Raw genomic sequence first — 19,532 nt, 5'->3', positions numbered from 1 at the left:
CGTCACATCCTGTGGTCCCGGCGGCGTGCGCGCCATGCCTTGACCAGGCCGGCCCCGCCGACGCGCAGACGGCGGCCGGTGCCGACGGTGGCGCGCTGGCTGAACACCGCGAAATCGATGTCCTCGATGCTGTCGAGGATCTCGGAGTACAGCGTCAGGGCCGCCGCGACGCACGGGCGCGAACGCGGACGCAGATGGGCGATACCGCGTCGCGCGAAGTCGTAGACGCGCCGGTTGATGGCGTGCTGTTCGACCAGTGCGCGCCGCACCTTGGCGTCGGTGCGCCGGTTCTCGCGGCACCACGTCAGCACATCGCGGTCGACCCCGTGGGCGGCCAGCTCGTCGGCGGGCAGGTACACCCGGCCGCGCTCGAGATCCTCGTCGACATCGCGCAGGAAGTTGGTGAGCTGGAACGCCTTTCCCAACGCGGCCGCGTACGGGGCGGCCTCCTCGCGTGGGCCGACGGTGCCGAGCACGGGCAGCAGTTGCAGGCCGATGACCTCCGCGGAGCCGTACATGTAGCGGTCGAGCGCGGCCCGGTCGGGATAGTCGGTGACGGTCAGGTCCATGCGCATCGAGCCGAGGAAGTCGTCGAACAACTCCCACGGGATGCCGTAGCGGCGCGCGCAGTGCACGACCGCGGCGAGCGCTGGGTCGCCGTCGTCGCAACCGCCTTGCGCGAGTCGGTTGAAAAGCTGGGTGGCGAGCCGCTGTAACTGGTCGGCACGTTCGCTCATGCTGACGACGGGATCGAAGTCGTCGAGGATGTCGTCGGCGCGGCGGGCGAAGCCGTACAGCGCGTGCACCGCCGGACGCTGTTCGGGTGCCAGCAACCGGGTGGCCAGAAAGAATGTCCGGCCGTGCTCGGCGTTGATCGTGCGACAACGCCGGTAGGCCGCGCGCAGTGCCGGGTCGTGGACGCCCGCGGCGTCGAGTTCGGAACCGATCATGCCTGCACCACCTGGCTACGGGGCCGCCGGATCGGCAGGCCGGTGATTCGGTCGGCGGCCAGCCGACCGGACAGCATTGCGGTCGGCACGCCGACTCCGGGGACGGTCGACGAGCCCGCCAGCACCACGTTGGTGACGCCGCGCACGGTGTTGGCGGGACGGAAGGGACCGGTCTGGCTGAACGTGTGCGCCAACGCGAACGGGGTCCCCGCGGCCATACCCTGACGCGCCCAATCCGCCGGATCCACGACGTGCAGCACCTCGGCGTCCACTCCCAACTCGGGTAGCCGCGCGGTCACGACGTCCATCATCTGTCGCACGTAGCTGTCCCGTGTAGATGCCCAATCTACTTGCCCTACCGCGAGATTCGGTGCCGGCGCGAGGATGTAGAGCAGGTCGCGGCCCGCGGGTGCCAGCGACGGGTCGCCGGCGCTGGGCCGGGTCACCAACAGCGACGGATCGGACATCACACGGCCGTCGTCGATGATGTCGGTGAACGTCTGCTGCCACTCGGCGCCGAAAACGATGGTGTGGTGTCCGACGTCCGGTCCGACGGCACGACAGCCGACGTGGGCGACGACCGCCGACGGCGCGGGCCGCAGCGCCAGTGCGCGACGTGGCCTGCGCTCGAGCAGTCGGTAGGTGTCGGGCAACTCGGTGGTCAGCACGACCGCGTCGGCGGGAATCCGGTCGCCGCCGTCGGTGCGCACGGCCGCCACCCGGTCGCCGGTCCGTTCCAGTGCCGAAACCGCCGAGCCGTACCGGAATTCGACGCCGGCGTCCGTCGCGGCAGCGGCCAGCGCATCGGGTAGCGCGCGCACGCCGCCGCGGGGGAAGTACACGCCGGCGATGGTGTCCATGTAGGCGATCACGGCGTACACCGCCAGCGCCCGGTGCGGCGGCACGCCCGCGTACAACGCCTGAAAGGTGAACACCCGCTGCAATCGCTCGTCGCTGATGAAGCGGCGCACCACCTTGTCCCAGCGCCGAAAGCCGCCGATGGCGGCCAACCGGGCGAGCTGCGGTGTCAGCAGCGACAACGGCGAGTCGAAGTTCGCGTCGATGAACCCGTCGAACTCGACCTGGTAGAGCTTGGTCAACCAGTTGCGCAGGCGCACGTAGCCGTCGGCCTGGTCGCGCCCCGCGAACGACTGGATCTCGGCCGCCATCGCGTCGGCATCGCTGTGGACGTGCAGTCCGCTGCCGTCGGCGAACGAGGCGCGGTATGCGGGATCGACGCTTATCATCTCGAGCCGGTCCGAGATGGTCTCCCCGACGGCGGCGAACGCGTCGTCGATGATGTCGGGCATGGTGAGCACGGTCGGGCCGGTGTCGAGGCGGTAGCCGCCGATGTCCAGACGGCCGACGCGTCCACCGGGGTGCTGTCCGCGTTCGACGACGGTCACGCTTCGGCCCCGGCCGGCCAGTTGGAGTGCCGCGGACAGCCCGGACAGCCCGGCGCCGACCACCACGACGCGGTCGGTGCGGCCCCCGACGGTGCGCATCACGCGGCCCGTTCGGTGCAGGCGGTGGCCATGTCGGCCAGGGCGGTGCGGATCAACGGGTCCAGCGGCCCGGAGTCGATCGTGTCGAGTGCGCGGGTCAGGCGTGAACGGATGAGTTGCTCGATCCATTCGACGGCGCCGGAGGCGACGATCAGCTTCCGCCACCGCCGCACGTCGGCGTCGCTCAGATCGGAGGTGCTCATCAACTGCGTGAGCTCGCGGCGAAGGGACCCGTTTGCGAGCCGGTAGGCCGCGACCACGACACTGGTTGCCTTGTGCTCGAAGAGATCGCTGCCCGCCGGTTTCCCGGTGATCTCGGGTGACCCGAAGATGCCGAGGACGTCGTCGCGCAACTGGAACGCCTCGCCGACCGCTTCGCCGTAGTCGCCGAGCAGAACCAGGACGCCGGGTGCGCAGCCGGCCATTTCGGCTCCGATCTCGAGCGGTCTCCGAACGGTGTAGCGGCCGGACTTGCGCCGCAGCACGTCGAGAACCTGTTGCCACTCGGGGAATTCGGCGGCGTCGTTGACCAGGTCGGCGAACTGGCCCACAGCGAGTTCGGTGCGCATCGCGTCATAGCGCGGCCACGCGCGCGTCAGCGCATGGTCGCCGATGCCGCTCTCGCGCATCATCTGCTGGGCCCATACCAGGCACAGGTCGCCGAGCAGGACGGCGGCGGCCTCGCCGAAGCGTTCGGGGGATCCCGAGAGCGCCCGTTCGCGGTGCCACTGGGTGAACCGGACGTGGGCCGCCGGTCGTCCGCGCCGCAGCGCCGAACCGTCCATCACGTCGTCCTGCAGGAGTGCGAACGCGTGCAACAACTCGAAACTCGCCGCCGCCCGCAGCGCGCCGGGATCGTCGTCGGCGTTGCACAACCAGCCCAGGTACGCGAACGTGGAGCGCACGCACTTGCCCCCGTCGACGAAGTCCCGCAGTACGTCGGTCGCGATATCGACTCCAGCGGCGTTGAGGTCATCGGAGATCTGCGTAGCCACGAAATCTGCGAGTGATCGCAACACCTCGCGCCGCATGGCGTCGCGCCATACCGGAAAACCAGCGGTCATCAGCCCGCTGTCGGGAGCGCCGAGCTTCGACTTCGCCATCACGAGGGGGCGCATATGTCCATTGATACCGCTCAAGCACCGTCCCCTTCACTCGATGCGGCGAGAAGTACCCGAACTGACCGCACTCAACCGCGGTGTACCCCCGTCCCACCGCACCTATGCATCGAATCCGCATCGATGCAAGAAGGCCGTCAGGGGGACAGTGAAGGCAACGTCTTGATGCCGAACTCGCGGCGCAACACGGTACGGGCGGCGAAGTAGCCCGCCATGCCGTGCACACCGCCGCCCGGTGGGGTGGCCGACGAGCACAGGTACGCCCCCGGGATGGGCGTGCTCCAGGGATTGAGCCGGGGTGTCGGTCCGGCCAGTGCATGCATCAGCGTGTTGCCGCCGACGCCGATGTCTCCGCCGACGAGGTTGGCGTTGTGCTCGGCCAACCTCGCGGCGGGCACGGATCGGACCGCCACCACGATGTCGCGGAAGCCGGGCGCGAAGCGCTCGAAGATGTCGGTCACTTGCTCGGCCTGGTCGAGCGTCGAACCGTTGGGCACATGCGCGTAGGTCCACAGCGGGCGACGGCCCTCGGCGTCGATGCGACCTGGATCGGCCAAATGCGGCAGGGCGGCGAGCACCATCGGCCACTCGGGGTGACGTCCGGCGACGATCTCGCGTTCGGCGTGAGCCATCTGCTCGCGGGTGCCACCCATGTGCAGCGTCGGGGACCGTCGTAGCCGCTCGTCGGCGAACGGCACCTCCTCGGACAGCACGAAGTCGACCTTGGCCACACCGGGTCCGAATCGATACCGCTGCAACGCCTTTGCATACCGGCGGGGCAGCTTGTCACCGTAGATGCGCGCCACCGCGGTGGGTGCGGTGTCGAAAAGCGTGACGCCGCCGGGCGGTTCGGTGACCTCGCGGTCGACGGCGATCACGCCCCCGTGCGCACGAAGGTCGTCGACCAGCGCGTCGGCGATGGCCTGGCTTCCGCCCACGGGTATGGGCCAGCCGACGGTGTGCGCGAGCGTCGCCAGCATCAGGCCGCCACCGGCCGACACCAGTGAGGGCATCGGCGAGATCACATGTGCGGCAACTCCGCTGAACAATGCGCGCGCGTCGGCCCCGGACAGTGCGCCCCACGCGGGCGTGCCCTGCTCGAGCAGCCGGCGGGCCACCTGGATGGCCGCGATCGGATTCCTCGGGATCGAGCGCTTGTCGCCGAGCAGCAGTTCGAGCACCGCGGTATCGCGTTCGACCATCGGACCGAACAACCTGCGCCACGAATCCCCGTGCTCGAGTTCCGCGGCGGTCCGGTCGAGGTCGCGATAGCCGATCGCCGAGCGTGCGCCCGGGAGCGGATTGGCGTAGGACACCTCGGGCACCTGGAGGGTCACCCCGCGGGCGGGTAGGTCGAACTCGGCCAGGAACGGCGATGCCAGCGCGAGCGGATGCACGGCCGAACAGATGTCGTGGGAGACGCCGGGAAACTCGGCGTCGGGCAGCGTGCGCGCGCCACCGCCCAGGGTCGGTTGCGCCTCGAGGACCTGCACCGAGAGCCCGGCCCGAGCGCAGACGACGGCGGCGGCCAAGCCGTTGGGTCCGCTACCGACGACGGTGACATCCACGTGTGCTTTTCTCCCGCCCACCACCTGATGATTCAAGCCCATTAGTCTGACCGCGTGAGTCTGCCCGTTGTACTGATCGCCGACAAATTGGCTGAATCGACGGTCGCCGCCCTCGGTGACCAGGTTGAAGTCCGCTGGGTCGATGGCCCGGACCGGCCGAAGTTGCTGGCCGCGGTGCCCGAAGCCGACGCACTGCTGGTGCGTTCGGCGACCACGGTCGACGCCGAGGTGCTCGCCGCGGCCCCCAAGCTCAAGATTGTCGCCCGTGCCGGCGTCGGTCTGGACAACGTCGACGTGGCTGCGGCCACGGCCCGAGGGGTGCTGGTGGTCAACGCGCCGACCTCCAACATCCACAGTGCGGCCGAGCACGCGATCGCCCTGCTGCTGGCCGCGGCTCGAGAGATCCCGGCCGCCGATGCGTCGCTGCGCGCGCACACCTGGAAACGCTCGTCGTTCTCGGGCACCGAGATCTACGGCAAGACGGCCGGCGTGGTCGGTCTGGGGCGCATCGGCCAGCTGGTCGCCCAGCGGCTCGCGGCGTTCGGCTCCCATGTGGTGGCGTACGACCCGTACGTGTCGCCGGCCCGCGCCGCGCAGCTGGGCATAGAGCTGCTCGCACTGGACGAACTGCTGGGGCGCGCCGACGTCATCTCCGTACACCTGCCCAAGACCCCGGAGACGGCGGGGTTGATCGGCAAGGAGGCGCTGGCGAAGACCAAGCCCGGCGTCATCATCGTCAATGCGGCCCGCGGCGGCCTGATCGACGAGGAGGCGTTGGCCGAGGCGGTCCGGTCCGGTCATGTACGCGGGGCCGGTGTCGACGTGTTCGCGAAGGAGCCGACGACCGAGAGCCCGCTGTTCGACTTGCCGCAGGTCATCGTCACCCCACACCTGGGGGCGTCCACGGCCGAGGCGCAGGACCGGGCGGGCACCGACGTCGCGGAGAGCGTGAAGCTCGCGCTGGCCGGCGAGTTCGTGCCCGACGCGGTCAACGTCGGCGCCGGTCCGGTCAGCGAAGAGGTTGCCCCGTGGCTGGAGCTGGTCCGCAAACTCGGACTGCTGGCCGGGGTGCTCGCCGACGAACCCACGGCCACCCTGTCGGTCTGCGCGCAGGGTGAGTTGGCGGCCGAAGACGTTGAGGTGCTTCGCCTTTCGGCGCTGCGAGGGCTGTTCTCGACGATAACCGACCAGCAGGTCACGTTCGTCAACGCACCCGCACTGGCCGACGAGCGCGGCTTGGACTCCGAGATCAGCACGGTCAGCGAGAGCCCCAACCACCGCAGTCTCGTCGACGTGCGGGCGCTGGGGGTCAACGGCTCGGTCACCAACATCGCAGGCACCCTGTCCGGCCCCCAGCAGGTCGAGAAGATCGTGCAGATCAACGGCCGCAACATCGACATGCGCGCCGAGGGGATCAACCTGATCATCCACTACGTCGACCAGCCGGGAACCCTCGGCAAGATCGGCACGATGCTCGGCGCCGCCGACATCAACATTCACGCCGCACAGCTCAGCGAGGACGCCGAAGGGCCGAACGCGACGATCCTGCTGCGCATCAATCGTGACGTCCCTGAGGACGTCCGCGCCGCGATCACCGAGGCCGTCGGCGCCAACCTGCTGGAAGTCGTTGACCTGTCATGACTTCGACGATGAGGTTGGCGATCATCGCCGGCGACGGCATCGGTCCGGAGGTCGTCGGGGAGGCCGTCAAGGTGCTCGACGAGGTGCTGCCCGGTGTCGACAAGACGCCGTACGACCTCGGCGCACGGCGTTACCACGCCACCGGCGAAGTGCTACCCGACTCCGTGCTCGACGAACTGCGTGGGCACGACGCGATCCTGCTCGGCGCGATCGGTGACCCGTCGGTGCCCAGCGGTGTACTCGAACGCGGTCTGCTGCTGCGTATCCGGTTCGAACTCGACCACCACATCAACCTGCGGCCAGGACGGCTGTATCCCGGCGTGACCAGTCCGCTGGCGGGCAACCCCGACATCGATTTCGTCGTCGTGCGCGAAGGCACCGAAGGTCCCTATACCGGGACCGGCGGCGCCATCCGCGTCGGCACACCGCACGAGATCGCCACCGAGGTCAGCGTCAACACCGCCTTCGGTGTGCGGCGCGTCGTGACCGACGCGTTCGCCCGCGCGCAGCAGCGGCGCAAGCACTTGACGTTGGTGCACAAGAACAACGTGCTGACCTTCGCCGGGGCGCTGTGGTGGCGCACCGTGCAGGAGATCGCCACGGAATTCCCAGACGTCGGGGTGGCCTACCAGCACGTCGACGCCGCGACCATTCACCTCGTCACCGACCCGGGCCGGTTCGACGTGATCGTCACCGACAACCTGTTCGGCGACATCGTCACCGATCTCGGCGCCGCGGTGTGCGGCGGTATCGGCTTGGCGGCCAGCGGCAATATCGATGCCACCCGGACCAATCCGTCGATGTTCGAACCCGTGCACGGCAGCGCCCCGGACATCGCGGGCCAGGGGATCGCGGACCCGACCGCCGCGATCATGTCGGTCGCGCTGCTGCTGGCCCACGTCGGCGAGGCCGATGCGGCCGCACGCGTCGACAAGGCCGTCGAGCAGCATCTGGCCACTCGCGGTGACGAGAAGTTCTCGACCGCGCAGATCGGTGAGCGGATCGCCAGCTATCTCTGAGATCGGCGTCAGCGACTTCTGCGTGAGGGTCGTTCCGACGCCGAAATCACAGCCGTAGTGCAGACTTCGGTGAACTCTCGGAGTCGGGCGGCACGACCGGTATCGCGACGAGCGGCAGCACGGCGCTCACCGCGAATGCCGCGGGATAGCCGGCGACCCCGATCAGCGCGCCGAACAGCGGGGCGGATGCCGCCGAAGCCAGGTGCTGGCTGGTGTTCTGGGTGCCCAGCGCGCGCCCGCTCCAGAACGGTCCCGCGATCTCGGCGATGGCGGTGAACGCCAACCCGTTGTCCGACACCGTGATCACCGACGCGACCACCATCAACACCACGCTGACCGGAGAATTCAGCCAGTCCGACAGCGCCAGCAAGGCCATCGCGGCCGCCGCGCCCGCGGCGATAGTCCGGATCGGACGCAGTCGTTGCCCCATCCGGTCGGACCAGTGGCCCGCCGCGACACGGCCCAGGGCGCCGAGCAATTGAGCCACCATGACGATGACGCCGGCCGAAGACGCCGACCAGCCGCGCTCCGACATCAACCACACCAGTGTGAACGTCCACACGACGGCCTGCGGCACCACGAGCAACACCGAGACGGCGTGGATCCGCCACAGCACCGCCGATCCGCGGTAGGGGTTGGCCAGCTGCTCGATCGGCGCCTCCGAGCGCGGCGGTCGGGGCGGGTCGATCACCAGCACCAGGCACACCAGCGCCGAGACCGCGCACACGGCCGCCGGGAACACCAACGCGGCCGATATGCCGTAGCTTTGGGCGAGCCGCGGAATCACCAACGCGCCCAACCCAACCCCCAGCGGGGTGGCCGTCTGCCGGATGCCCATGGCCAGCCCGCGTTGCTCCTGCGGGAACCAGCCGACCACCAACCGCCCGCTGGCCGAGTTGCTGCTCGCGGCCGCCATGCCGCCGAGAAGCAGGAATGTCCCGACCGCGAACAGTGATTCGACCGACGCGGCGGCGAACGCCGCTGCGGCAATCAACGCCGACCCGACGGTCAGCACGATGCGCTCGCCTAAGCGGTCGACCACATACCCCCACGCGATCAACGTGACGACCAGTCCGAAACCCGGCATCGCGGAGAGCAGACCGGCAGCGGCCAGGTCGAGTCCGCGTTCGGTCTGCAGGGTCGGGATGAGAAACGCCGCGCCGTTGATGAACACGTTGGCGCTCGTCGTCGCCGCCAGCGCGATGCACAACATCGACCAGCGCCGCGCGGTGCTGATCGACTCGACGGGCATCGGACCATGGTGGCACATCGATCTCACGATGTTGAATAGATATCTCACTATACGAGATGACGGTGACGGGGCGCGGTCGGAAGGCGCCGTGACCGATGCTGTTGGCCGGCCACTAGGCTGACCGCATGCGTCTTGGCCGAATCGCCAGTCCCGACGGGGTTGCCTTCGTCAGCGTCGAGGGGCCGCCCGACGATCCCGCGCAGGCCGTCGTGCGGGAGATCGCCGAGCACCCGTTCGGCAACCCCCAGTTCACCGGCAGACAGTGGCCACTGGCCGACGTCCGCCTGCTCGCCCCCATCCTGGCCAGCAAGGTGGTCTGCGTCGGCAAGAACTATGCCGCGCACATTCAGGAGATGGCCGCGCACGCAAGGAGCAATGGGGGCAACAGCGGTGAATTCGACGACCCGATCATCTTCATGAAACCCAACACCGCGATCATCGGCCCGTACGTGCCGATTCAGCTGCCCGCCGACGCCGATCCCGTGCATTTCGAAGGTGAGCTGGCCGTGGTGATCGGGCGGCCGTGCAAGGATGTCCCGGCCGCCCGCGCCGCGGAAAACATCCTGGGGTACACGATTGGCAACGACGTGTCGGCCCGCGACCAGCAGCAGAAGGACGGCCAGTGGACCCGCGCCAAAGGCCATGACACGTTCTGCCCGGTCGGGCCGTGGATCGTCACCGACGTCGATCCCGCGGACCTCGAGATCCGTACCGAGGTCAACGGTGTGGTCAAGCAGCACAGCCGGACGTCCATGATGATCCACGACGTCGGCGCGATCGTCGAGTGGATCTCGCGGGTGATGACGCTGCTGCCCGGTGATCTGATCCTCACCGGAACCCCGGAAGGCGTCGGCCCGATCGAGGATTCCGACACCGTCAGCATCACCGTCGAGGGCATCGGTACGCTGACCAATCCGGTTGTGCGCAAAGGAAAGTCATGACAAGTGAAAACACCGTCCGGGTGCGGTTCTGTCCGTCGCCCACCGGCACGCCGCACGTCGGCCTCATCCGCACCGCGTTGTTCAACTGGGCATACGCCCGCCATACGGGCGGCGCCTTCGTGTTCCGCATCGAGGACACCGACTCGGCGCGCGATTCGGAGCAGAGCTATCACGCGCTCCTCGACGCGCTGCGCTGGCTCGGTCTCGACTGGGACGAAGGACCGGAAGTCGGTGGGCCGTATGGGCCGTACCGGCAGTCGCAGCGCCTGGACCTCTACCGTGACGTGATCGCCCGACTCGTGCAGGCCGGTGACGCGTACGAGTCGTTCTCCACGCCCGAGGAAGTCGAAGCGCGCCATCTGGCCGCCGGACGAAGCCCGAAACTCGGCTACGACAACTTCGATCGTGACCTCACCGAGGAACAGCGCTCGACGTTTCGCGCCGAAGGCAGGCGCGCCGTGGTGCGCTTGAAAATGCCGCACGAGGACTTCGGCTGGCGTGACCTCGTGCGCGGGGAGACCTCATTCCCGGCCGGATCGATCCCCGACTTCGCGTTGACCCGTGGCAACGGAGAGCCCTTGTACACGTTGGTCAATCCCGTCGACGACGCGCTGATGCGCATCACTCACGTGTTGCGCGGCGAGGATCTGCTGTCGTCGACCCCACGTCAGATCGCGCTCTATCAGGCGCTGATCCGGATCGGCGTGGCCGATGGCGTGCCCGAGTTTGCGCACCTGCCAAGCGTTCTGGGAGACGGCAACAAGAAGCTGTCCAAGCGCGACCCGCAGTCCAACCTGTTCCTGCATCGCGAGCGCGGCTTCATTCCCGAGGGCCTGCTCAACTATCTCGCGCTGCTGGGATGGGGCATCGCCGATGACCGCGACGTCTTCGGCCTCGACGAGATGGTGGCCGCGTTCGACGTCGCCGACGTCAACTCGAATCCGGCCCGGTTCGACCAGAAGAAGGCCGACGCGCTCAATGCCGAACACATCCGGATGTTGAGCGAGGAGGACTTCACCGCTCGATTGCGGGCGTACTTCGCCGAACACGGATACGACACCAGCCTCGATGACGGGCGATTCGCCGAGGCCGCCGCCCTGGTGCAGACGCGCATCGTGGTGCTCGGCGACGCCTGGGACCTGTTGAAGTTCCTCAACGACGGTGAGTTCGCGCTCGACGAGAAATCAGCGGCCAAGGAGTTGCGCCCGGAGGCGGTTCCGGTACTCGATGCGGCGCTGGCCGCGCTCGACGGCACCGGCGACTGGTCCACCGCGGCGATCGAGACGGCCCTCAAAGCGGCTCTGCTCGAGGGCCTGGGGCTGAAGCCCCGCAAGGCGTTCGGGCCGATCCGCGTCGCCGCCACCGGCGCGTCGGTCAGCCCGCCGCTGTTCGAATCGCTCGACCTGCTGGGTCGTGAGCGCAGCCTGGCCCGTCTGCGCGCCGGACGCGAACAGGCGTCGGCCGGCGCGGAGGCCTGAGAAGCGGTCCACAAATCTTTGGTAGTCTGCACGTCGGCCCGGTACCACACGCGACAGGATGCGCTCGTCGCGCACGGGCCCGAAAAAGGCCTGTGACCTACGGTTACGGGCAGCCAATGGGGTATGGTGTAATTGGCAACACAGCTGATTCTGGTTCAGCCATTCTAGGTTCGAGTCCTGGTACCCCAGCCAATGACCGTGATTAGGCCGACATATCTCGCTGAGATATGCTGGCGATCCGGAAACCAGTTCTGGCCCCCGTCGTCTAGCGGCCTAGGACGCCGCCCTCTCACGGCGGTAGCGTGGGTTCGAATCCCATCGGGGGTACACCTTGTGCGGATTCGGTGCGCTACAGGTCGGCGAGCGACTGGTAGCGCACCGAAATCACTCGTTGGATTCAGAGCCGGCGGGTCAACGCGTCGGCGGCCGCCAACAGATCGGCGGCCCACCGCGCACCCGGTCGTCGGCCCATTCGGTCGATCGGACCGGACACCGACACTGCGGCGATCACCGTGCCGCGACCGTCCCGTACCGGCGCCGAGACACTCGCCACACCGGGTTCGCGTTCGGCGGCGCTCTGCGCCCAGCCACGCTTGCGCACCTCGGCGAGGGCGCGATCGGTGAACTTCGCGGTCGGCAGCACGTTCTGCTGGGTGGCCGCGTCGGCATAGGCCAACAGGACCTTGGCGCCCGAACCCGCCGTCATCGGCAACCTGCTGCCGACCGGCACGGTATCGCGCAGCCCCGCAGGCGGTTCCAGCGCCGCCACGCAGATCCGTGAGGTGCCTTCGCGACGGTACAGCTGCACGCTTTCGCCGGTGATCTCGCGCAACCGGGGCAACACCGCCGCACCCGCTGCCACGAGCGGGTCGTTGACCTGCGCGGCCAATTCGGACAAGCCGGGACCGAGGCGCCAGCGGCCGTCGCCGTTGCGCGTCAGCAGGCGATGAGCCTCCAGGCCCGCGGCAAGGCGGTGCGCGGTGGCACGCGGCAGCCCCGTGCGCTCGCACAGTTCGGCCAGCCCACATGGGGACTCGGCCACGGCATGCAGCACGCCCACGGCTTTGTCCAACACGCCGATGCCGCTATCCTGTCTCACAAGGAGATACTAGCGTCCCAGATTGTGAGATAGTCAAGATGTCCACCGATGTTTCCAGCGCCGCTCGCCGGCCCGTCGACAAGCCGCGAACCATGGCCGAGAAGGTGTGGGCCGACCACGTCGTGGTCGAGGGCGGCGGTCAGGGTGCCGCGCGCGAACCCGATCTGATCTACATCGACTTGCATCTCGTCCACGAGGTGACCAGCCCGCAGGCGTTCGACGGACTGCGGTTGGCGCGGCGTCCGGTGCGCAGGCCGGATCTGACGATCGCCACCGAAGACCACAACGTGCCGACGATCGACATCGACAAGCCGATCGCCGATCCCGTGTCGCGCACGCAGGTGGAGACCCTTCGGCGCAACTGCGAAGAGTTCGGTATCCGGTTGCACCCGATGGGCGACGCCGAACAAGGCATCGTGCACATCATCGGACCGCAACTCGGGCTGACCCAACCCGGTATGACGGTCGTGTGCGGCGACAGCCATACCTCCACGCACGGTGCGTTCGGCGCGCTGGCGATGGGCATCGGCACCTCCGAAGTCGAGCATGTGCTCGCCACGCAGACGCTGCCGCTGCGCCCGTTCAAGACGATGGCGGTCAACGTCGACGGCCAACTTCCCGACGGGGTCAGTGCCAAGGACGTCATTCTCGCCGTGATCGCGAAGATCGGCACCGGCGGCGGACAGGGGCACGTCATCGAATACCGCGGCAGCGCCATCGAATCGCTGTCGATGGAAGGACGCATGACGATCTGCAACATGAGCATCGAGGCCGGGGCGCGCGCCGGAATGGTGGCGCCTGATGACACCACCTTCGAATTCCTGCGTGGCCGTCCGCATGCCCCGCAGGGGGCGCAGTGGGACGAAGCGGTCACCGCCTGGCGGCGCCTGCGCACCGACGACGGCGCCGAATTCGACACCGAGGTTTACATCGATGCCTCGACGCTGAGCCCGTTCGTCACCTGGGGGACCAACCCCGGGCAAGGGGTGCCGCTGTCCGATTCGGTCCCCGACCCCGAATTGATGTTCGACGACGGGGAACGGCAAGCGGCCGAAAAGGCATTGGCATACATGGGCCTTCGGCCCGGTACGGCAATGCGTGACATCGCGGTCGACACCGTCTTCGTCGGCTCGTGCACCAACGGCCGCATCGAGGACCTGCGGGTGGTCGCCGACGTGCTGCGCGGGCGCAAGGTCGCCGACGGCGTGCGCATGCTGGTCGTGCCCGGGTCCATGCGCGTGCGGGCGCAGGCCGAATCCGAAGGCCTGGGCGAGATCTTCACCGCGGCCGGAGCGGAGTGGCGGCAGGCGGGTTGCTCGATGTGCCTGGGGATGAACCCCGATCAACTGTCGCCGGGCCAACGCTGCGCGTCGACGTCCAACCGGAATTTCGAGGGCAGGCAAGGCAAGGGCGGCCGTACCCATCTGGTGTCGCCCGCGGTCGCCGCCGCCACCGCGGTACGCGGCACGCTGTCCTCCCCGGCGGACCTGACCAACTAGGAGGAGGAGAAGCGATGCAGGCCTTCCGTACCCACACCGGCATCGGCGTCCCGCTGCGCCGGTCGAATGTCGACACGGATCAGATCATTCCGGCCGTCTATCTGAAGCGAGTCACCCGAACGGGTTTCGAGGACGGCTTGTTCGCCGCCTGGCGCAGCGACCCGTCATTCGTGTTGAACCTACCCCCGTTCGACAGGGGTTCGGTGTTGGTCGCCGGTCCCGATTTCGGCACCGGTTCCTCACGCGAGCATGCCGTATGGGCACTCATGGATTACGGGTTCCGGGTCGTTATCTCGTCCCGCTTCGCCGACATCTTTCGGGGCAACGCCGGCAAGGCCGGCCTTCTGGCAGCCGAAATTGCGCAAGATGATGTCGAAATTTTATGGAAGCTCATCGAGGAGCGGCCAGGTCTGGAAATCACTGTGAATCTTCAAGATCGAACCGTCGCCGCCGGAACGGTCATGGTGCCGTTCAGGATTGACGACTACACGGCTTGGCGGCTGCTCGAGGGGCTTGACGATATAGGTCTTACGCTGCGGAAATGCGATGACATCGAGGCTTATGAAGCGCTCCGGCCGGACTGGAAGCCACGCACTCTGCCGGCCTGAGAAACGTCGCCGGTGAGCTGAAATCACCGCCACTGAGCCCGGTTCTTCCGGCCCCCGCAGGAGATAAAGGGGGGCAAGAAAGTTCGCCGGCTTTACCTGAAATTGCGCGTGGCTCTTGGAAATCAATGGGGAATGGGTTTACCGTGTCCTCTAGTCGGTCCAGAGAGGACCACTGGTTTCCGGAGGTTATGCATGAACAAAGCAGAGCTCATCGACGTACTCACGGAGAAAATGGGCTCGGATCGTCGGTCGGCAACCGCCGCGGTGGAGCACGTCGTCGACACCATCGTGCGTGCGGTTCACAAGGGTGACAGTGTCACCATTACCGGCTTCGGCGTTTTCGAACAGCGCCGCCGCGCCGCACGCGTCGCGCGTAACCCGCGCACCGGCGAGACCGTAAGAGTGAAGCCCACCTCCGTGCCGGCATTCCGGCCCGGTGCACAGTTCAAAGCCGTTGTCTCTGGGGCGCAGCGCCTCCCGTCGGAAGGACCAGCAGTGAAGAGAGGCGTTACGGCCGGAAGCGCCCGCAAGGCCGCGAAGAAGAGCCCGGCCAAGAAGAGCGCGGCGAAGAAGGCGCCGGCCAAGAAGGCCGCGACCAAGCGGACGGCGGCCAAGAAGACCGCCGCCAAGAAGTCACCCGCGAAGAAGGCCGCGACCAAGCGGACGGCAGCCAAGAAGACCGCCGCCAAGAAGTCACCGGCCAAGAAGTCCGCGGCGAAGAAGGCGCCGGCCAAGAAGGCCGCGACCAAGCGGACGGCGGCTAAGAAGACTGCGAAGAAGGCTCCGGCCCGCAAGGCGCCGGCCAAGCGCGGCCGCAAGTAGTTCCTCACGGAGACGCCGCGGGTCATCGAGATCCGCGGCGCTTCCGTATGTCGTGCCCCGACTAAAATTCATAGGGCTCAATCGTTTCGGGCCGGCGGTGGGCCGAACTTGTATTCAACTGGCGAGCGTCACTTGGTCGCCAGTGGACTTCCGATGTGGTCGGCCGCCACCAACCGTCCATCGTGCAGCGACATCACCCAGGCACTGCCCTTCCGGTTGCGGGACTTGTCGGGTCGCACGCCGTCGCGCCCGCACCACCACTCGATCAGGTCCGGGATCACCTTGCCCTGGCTGCAGATAACCGGTGTGCCCGCAGAGTCGGCGATCTCCAGGAATCGCTGTCGGGCCGCCTTGCGGTTGTCGGCGTAGGCTTCTTCGGTCAACAACCCATCGCTGTGGATCGACGTGCCGAGTTCTGTTGCCAACGGTTCCAGCGTCGACACACAGCGCACCCGGTCGGCGGCGAACAGGTGGTCGGCACCGAAGGCGAGCAACACCCCGACGAGTGACTCTGCCTGCGCACGGCCGTTCTTGTCCAAGGGTCGTTTACGGTCGTCGCCCTTGAAGCGTGACTTGCTACCCGCGGTCGCGTGGCGGACGATCAGCACCGTCTTGGTGTCGACCGGGATCTTCCTGAAGTGGCGCAGAACCTTTCGGTCCTGCGGATAGCTGACCTGGTTTATCGCTGCGGAAACGGGAAGCCACTTCAGCTCGTCGACCTCGTCGTTCGAGCGGAACTCGCCGCGGATCTGGCGCGCCGCCCAATAGCGCACTTTCTTCTTGCCCTGCTCTACGGGATAGCTCACCGACGTGAGCCGTCGACCGAGACGGGCCGTGTATCCGGTCTCTTCGCTCACCTCGCGGACGGCGGTGACGGGTTGGGTCTCACCGGGATCGACTTTGCCCTTCGGCAGCGACCAGTCGTCGTAGCGAGGACGGTGAATGAGTGCGACCTCTGGCGCATCGGGGGCACCATTCGGTCGCCACAACACCGCCCCCGCGGCAAGGATCGTCCTCGCGTCGGCGTCCGTCTCGGTTGTCTGCTTCGGCACCTCAACTCCCGCAGATCATTCCGGGCACCACGATCCGCGATGACGATCCGAAAAGATGCTGTGCCGTTCTGTCATGGCTGCCGGCGGCGTTCCATCAACGAAACCTGGTGGTCGCGAACCGTCTGACCCTCCTGCGGTGACGCCGTCCATTTACCGTCCACGCCCAACTCCCAGCACCGGGTCGCGGGATCCAAGGCCGACTCGAAGATGTCGTCAAGTTGTGCTTTCAGGCGCGGATCCTTCACTTCGGCCATGACTTCGACACGTCGATCGAGATTGCGATGCATCATGTCGGCGCTGCCGATCCAGAACTCATCGATGGCACCGAAGTGAATGATGCGCGAGTGCTCGAGGAACCGACCGAGAATGGAGCGGACGACGATGTTGTCCGAATACCCCGGCGCTTGGGGGCGCAGCGCGCAGATGCCGCGCACCACGACCTCTACCCGCACGTCGGCCTGCGATGCGCGGTACAGCGCGTCGATGACCTGCTCGTCCACCAATGCGTTGGCCTTCACCCTGATCCGGCCCGCGCCGCCGTCGCGGGTGGCGGTTATTTCGCGCTCGATGCGCTCGATGATGCCCCTGCGGACGCCTTGGGGAGCCACCAGCAGGTTGCGGTAGGAGTCCTTGCGCGAGTAGCCCGTCAGCGAGTTGAACAGGTCGGTGAGGTCGGCCCCGATATCGGGCGCGGCGGTCAGCAGGCCGATGTCCTCGTACAACCGCGCGGTTTTCGGGTTGTAGTTGCCGGTGCCGACATGGCAGTAGCGACGGATCAGCGAACCCTCCCGACGCACCACCAGACACGTCTTGCAGTGGGTCTTGAGCCCGATGAGCCCGTACACCACGTGCACCCCGGCACGCTCCAGCGCACGGGCCCATTGAATGTTTGCCTGCTCGTCGAACCGGGCCTTGATCTCAACGAGAGCGACGACCTGCTTACCCGCCGCGGCAGCGTCGATGAGCGCGTTGATGATTGGCGAGTCGCCCGAGGTGCGGTACAGCGTCTGCTTGATCGCCAGTACGTTCGGGTCGGCCGCGGCCTGCTCGATGAACCGCTGCACGGTGGTGGAGAAGGAGTCATATGGGTGATGGACGAGCACATCGCCGTCGCGCAGCGTCGAGAAGATGCTCTTGGGCGTCTCGCGTTCCCCGAAGGCCGGCGGCGTGGCCGGCACGAACGGCCGGTCTTTGAGGGCCGGGCGGTCGAGATCGTAGATCTGCCACAGCGAGGAGAGATCGAGCAGACCGGGGACCTCGATGACATCGCCGGGCGCGACGTCGAGTTCGCGCAGCAGCAACTCGAGCATGCTCTCGGTCATGTCGTCGGAGACTTCCAGCCGGACAGGGGAACCGAACCGGCGGCGAGCCAATTCGCGTTCGAGCGCCTGCAACAGGTCTTCGTCGCGGTCCTCTTCGACCTCGAAATCCGCGTTGCGCGTGATCCGGAACGCATGGTGCTCGACGATCTCCAGGCCGGGGAACAACACATGCAGGAACGCTGCGATCAATTCCTCCATCGGGAGGAACCGCACGATCTGCGCGTCGGCTTCGCGAGCCCCCAACTCGACAAAGCGTTCGACGTTGTCGGGCACCTTGATTCGGGCGAAGTGCTGACCGCCGTCGTCGGGATGTTTGACGGTGATCGCCAAGTTCAGGCTCAGGCCACTGACGAACGGGAACGGGTGTGCCGGATCGACCGCGAGCGGCGTCAGCACCGGGAACACCTGCTCGTGGAAGTAGGTGGACAGCCGCGTGCGTTCGGCCTCGTCGAGTTCGGCCCAGGTAACGATCACGATGCCCTCGTCGGCCAACGCAGGCCGCACCGCATCGAGGAAGACGTGCGCATGCCGGTTCGCGAGGTGTTGGGTGCGCTCGTTGATGCGGCGCAACTGCTCGCGCGGGGAAAGGTTGTCGGCGGAGCGCACCGACAGACCCATCTCATCGCGCCGCTTCAGCCCGGCGACCCGGACCATGTAGAACTCGTCGAGGTTCGATGCGAAGATCGCGAGGAACTTCGCCCGCTCCAGCAGCGGCAGCGACTGGTCGGCGGCCAGCGCCAGCACCCTGGCGTTGAAGTCCAGCCAACTCAACTCGCGGTTCAGATAGCGGTCTTCGGGCAGCGCGTTGTCGACCGCAGGCGCGGTCGCCGCGGGAGGCGCCCCCGGCGCCGAGTCGCCGGAGTCTGGCGATACGGGTCGGATGCTCGCGGCTACCGACTCGCTGTCGCTGTCACGAACCTGCGTCTCGGCTTCCGTCATGCCTCAGATGATTCCCTATCCAATGGTGTTCATGCCAGGCGCATACACCGGTTCAGCCCGAAGTCGCGATCGCAGCCGTCGTCGCCGCGCCGACGCCCAGACGGCGCGCGACCAGCAGATCATCGGGGGTGTCGATGTCACAACGCAGGCCCGGCCACGCTCCTGTCAGCTCGAGCGCGCCGGAACCGCGGTGGCGCCGAGCGGAGTCGGCGCCGAAGTGCGGGTCCAGGGCCACCCCGAACGAGAACAACGCCGATGTGCCGGTGCCGTGCCGGTCGCCGACGAAGCTGCGTGGGTGCCTGCGGGCGGCCGCGATCGCCGCGGCCAGTTCATGCGGCTGTAACGCGGGCAGGTCGCCTTGCAGCACAACGACATTGGCGGTCTCGCTCCGCACTTCTGCTTCGCCGGCGGAGATCGCGTTGTTCAACGGGTCGCGATGACCGTCGGGGGTCGGGTCGCTGAGCACCCGCGCACCGAGCCGGGCGGCGGCGTCGGCGGCGGTCTCGTCGGGAGTGACGACGGTGATCGCCCGCACCGCCGGGACAGCCGAGGCGGCGGCGATCGTGTCGATCAGCATCGCCAGCACCACCTTTTCGCGGGTGCCCGCGGGAAAGACCGGCGCCAGCCGGGTCTTGGCGGCGGCGAGTCGTTTTACCGCGATCACCAACCCGATGTCGGCTTCCGGTGACCCGCTCATATGCGTCATCCTGCCAGCAGAC

At 67.5% G+C, this 19,532-nt stretch carries 16 protein-coding genes and 2 tRNA genes; 9 read left to right on the top strand and 9 right to left on the bottom strand.

What is annotated here, in order from left to right:
* Positions 1–2: 2 nt before the first annotated feature.
* The 4 genes from QGN32_RS03850 to QGN32_RS03835 form a co-directional block, all read right to left on the bottom strand.
* A complete protein-coding gene (locus tag QGN32_RS03850; protein WP_326547335.1) occupies positions 3–950 on the bottom strand; it encodes a phytoene/squalene synthase family protein in 948 nt (315 codons plus the stop codon).
* Positions 947–2,455, bottom strand: a complete 1,509-nt coding sequence (gene crtI / locus QGN32_RS03845) for a phytoene desaturase family protein (protein WP_326547334.1) — start codon at positions 2,453–2,455, stop codon at positions 947–949. Before crtI ends, QGN32_RS03850 begins: the two co-directional genes overlap by 4 nt.
* Entirely contained in the window at positions 2,455–3,558 is a 1,104-nt protein-coding gene (locus QGN32_RS03840) for a polyprenyl synthetase family protein (RefSeq protein ID WP_326548918.1), read from the bottom strand. Before QGN32_RS03840 ends, crtI begins: the two co-directional genes overlap by 1 nt.
* 152 nt (positions 3,559–3,710) lie before the next feature.
* The gene (locus QGN32_RS03835; protein WP_326547333.1) at positions 3,711–5,141 is read right to left on the bottom strand and encodes a phytoene desaturase family protein; all 1,431 of its coding nucleotides are present in this window, start codon (positions 5,139–5,141) and stop codon (positions 3,711–3,713) included.
* Between the two features lie 54 nt (positions 5,142–5,195).
* Between QGN32_RS03835 and serA the strand changes: the two genes are divergently transcribed.
* Both serA and QGN32_RS03825 read left to right on the top strand, forming a co-directional pair.
* Positions 5,196–6,782: a phosphoglycerate dehydrogenase gene (gene serA, locus QGN32_RS03830; RefSeq protein WP_326547332.1), complete on the top strand. Its 1,587-nt coding sequence runs from the start codon at positions 5,196–5,198 to the stop codon at positions 6,780–6,782.
* 8 nt (positions 6,783–6,790) lie between these two features.
* Positions 6,791–7,801, top strand: coding sequence for a 3-isopropylmalate dehydrogenase (locus tag QGN32_RS03825; RefSeq protein WP_326548917.1), 1,011 nt, complete (start codon positions 6,791–6,793; stop codon positions 7,799–7,801).
* A gap of 46 nt (positions 7,802–7,847) precedes the next feature.
* Here the strand turns inward: QGN32_RS03825 and QGN32_RS03820 are convergent, their stop codons facing one another.
* Positions 7,848–9,053, bottom strand: coding sequence for an MFS transporter (locus QGN32_RS03820; RefSeq protein WP_326547331.1), 1,206 nt, complete (start codon positions 9,051–9,053; stop codon positions 7,848–7,850).
* A gap of 125 nt (positions 9,054–9,178) precedes the next feature.
* On the opposite strand from QGN32_RS03820, the gene QGN32_RS03815 reads away from it, so the two are divergent.
* The 4 genes from QGN32_RS03815 (at position 9,179) to QGN32_RS03800 (ending at position 11,799) form a co-directional block, all read left to right on the top strand.
* A complete protein-coding gene (locus QGN32_RS03815; protein WP_326547330.1) occupies positions 9,179–9,994 on the top strand; it encodes a fumarylacetoacetate hydrolase family protein in 816 nt (271 codons plus the stop codon).
* Complete coding sequence (gene gltX / locus QGN32_RS03810) at positions 9,991–11,472, top strand: glutamate--tRNA ligase (RefSeq protein ID WP_326547329.1); 1,482 nt, start codon at positions 9,991–9,993, stop codon at positions 11,470–11,472. Before QGN32_RS03815 ends, gltX begins: the two co-directional genes overlap by 4 nt.
* A gap of 117 nt (positions 11,473–11,589) precedes the next feature.
* A tRNA-Gln gene (locus tag QGN32_RS03805) sits at positions 11,590–11,664 on the top strand.
* A gap of 62 nt (positions 11,665–11,726) precedes the next feature.
* Positions 11,727–11,799: transfer RNA gene (locus tag QGN32_RS03800), tRNA-Glu, on the top strand.
* A gap of 70 nt (positions 11,800–11,869) precedes the next feature.
* Here the strand turns inward: QGN32_RS03800 and QGN32_RS03795 are convergent.
* Positions 11,870–12,571 (bottom strand): IclR family transcriptional regulator, encoded by a 702-nt coding sequence (locus tag QGN32_RS03795; RefSeq protein WP_326547328.1) that lies wholly within the window; start codon positions 12,569–12,571, stop codon positions 11,870–11,872.
* Between the two features lie 38 nt (positions 12,572–12,609).
* Between QGN32_RS03795 and leuC the strand changes: the two genes are divergently transcribed.
* The 3 genes from leuC (at position 12,610) to QGN32_RS03780 (ending at position 15,500) form a co-directional block, all read left to right on the top strand.
* Positions 12,610–14,070, top strand: a complete 1,461-nt coding sequence (leuC, locus tag QGN32_RS03790; RefSeq protein ID WP_326547327.1) for a 3-isopropylmalate dehydratase large subunit — start codon at positions 12,610–12,612, stop codon at positions 14,068–14,070.
* A gap of 14 nt (positions 14,071–14,084) precedes the next feature.
* On the top strand, positions 14,085–14,678 hold the full coding sequence (gene leuD, locus QGN32_RS03785) for a 3-isopropylmalate dehydratase small subunit (RefSeq protein ID WP_326547326.1): 594 nt from the start codon (positions 14,085–14,087) through the stop codon (positions 14,676–14,678).
* A 192-nt stretch (positions 14,679–14,870) separates the two neighbouring features.
* Entirely contained in the window at positions 14,871–15,500 is a 630-nt protein-coding gene (locus QGN32_RS03780) for an HU family DNA-binding protein (protein ID WP_326547325.1), read from the top strand.
* Positions 15,501–15,628: 128 nt separating this feature from the next.
* Here QGN32_RS03780 and mutT1 read toward each other — a convergent pair whose 3' ends face one another.
* From mutT1 to cofC, 3 genes are all read right to left on the bottom strand, one after another.
* Positions 15,629–16,552, bottom strand: a complete 924-nt coding sequence (mutT1, locus tag QGN32_RS03775) for an 8-oxo-(d)GTP phosphatase MutT1 (RefSeq protein ID WP_326547324.1) — start codon at positions 16,550–16,552, stop codon at positions 15,629–15,631.
* A 71-nt stretch (positions 16,553–16,623) separates the two neighbouring features.
* The gene (locus QGN32_RS03770) at positions 16,624–18,813 is read right to left on the bottom strand and encodes an RNA degradosome polyphosphate kinase (RefSeq protein ID WP_326547323.1); all 2,190 of its coding nucleotides are present in this window, start codon (positions 18,811–18,813) and stop codon (positions 16,624–16,626) included.
* Between the two features lie 52 nt (positions 18,814–18,865).
* Positions 18,866–19,510 carry a 2-phospho-L-lactate guanylyltransferase gene (gene cofC, locus QGN32_RS03765; RefSeq protein WP_326547322.1) on the bottom strand — a complete coding sequence of 215 codons (645 nt, stop codon included), beginning with the start codon at positions 19,508–19,510 and terminating at the stop codon, positions 18,866–18,868.
* Between the last annotated feature and the right edge of the window lie 22 nt (positions 19,511–19,532).

Source organism: Mycolicibacterium sp. ND9-15, assembly GCF_035918395.1.
Classification (GTDB): domain Bacteria; phylum Actinomycetota; class Actinomycetes; order Mycobacteriales; family Mycobacteriaceae; genus Mycobacterium.
Note: the sequence above shows the minus strand (reverse complement) of the source record. Positions and strands in the feature narration are given on the sequence as shown.

Excerpts from the sequence above, each read along its gene's own strand:
- QGN32_RS03850 (WP_326547335.1), bottom strand. The coding sequence starts at position 950 with ATGATCGGTTCCGAACTCGACGCCGCGGGCGTCCACGACCCGGCACTG.
- crtI (WP_326547334.1), bottom strand. The coding sequence starts at position 2,455 with ATGCGCACCGTCGGGGGCCGCACCGACCGCGTCGTGGTGGTCGGCGCC.
- QGN32_RS03840 (WP_326548918.1), bottom strand. The coding sequence starts at position 3,558 with ATGGCGAAGTCGAAGCTCGGCGCTCCCGACAGCGGGCTGATGACCGCT.
- QGN32_RS03825 (WP_326548917.1), top strand. The coding sequence starts at position 6,791 with ATGAGGTTGGCGATCATCGCCGGCGACGGCATCGGTCCGGAGGTCGTC.
- QGN32_RS03820 (WP_326547331.1), bottom strand. The coding sequence starts at position 9,053 with ATGCCCGTCGAGTCGATCAGCACCGCGCGGCGCTGGTCGATGTTGTGC.
- QGN32_RS03815 (WP_326547330.1), top strand. The coding sequence starts at position 9,179 with ATGCGTCTTGGCCGAATCGCCAGTCCCGACGGGGTTGCCTTCGTCAGC.
- gltX (WP_326547329.1), top strand. The coding sequence starts at position 9,991 with ATGACAAGTGAAAACACCGTCCGGGTGCGGTTCTGTCCGTCGCCCACC.
- leuC (WP_326547327.1), top strand. The coding sequence starts at position 12,610 with ATGTCCACCGATGTTTCCAGCGCCGCTCGCCGGCCCGTCGACAAGCCG.
- leuD (WP_326547326.1), top strand. The coding sequence starts at position 14,085 with ATGCAGGCCTTCCGTACCCACACCGGCATCGGCGTCCCGCTGCGCCGG.
- QGN32_RS03780 (WP_326547325.1), top strand. The coding sequence starts at position 14,871 with ATGAACAAAGCAGAGCTCATCGACGTACTCACGGAGAAAATGGGCTCG.
- QGN32_RS03770 (WP_326547323.1), bottom strand. The coding sequence starts at position 18,813 with ATGACGGAAGCCGAGACGCAGGTTCGTGACAGCGACAGCGAGTCGGTA.
- cofC (WP_326547322.1), bottom strand. The coding sequence starts at position 19,510 with ATGAGCGGGTCACCGGAAGCCGACATCGGGTTGGTGATCGCGGTAAAA.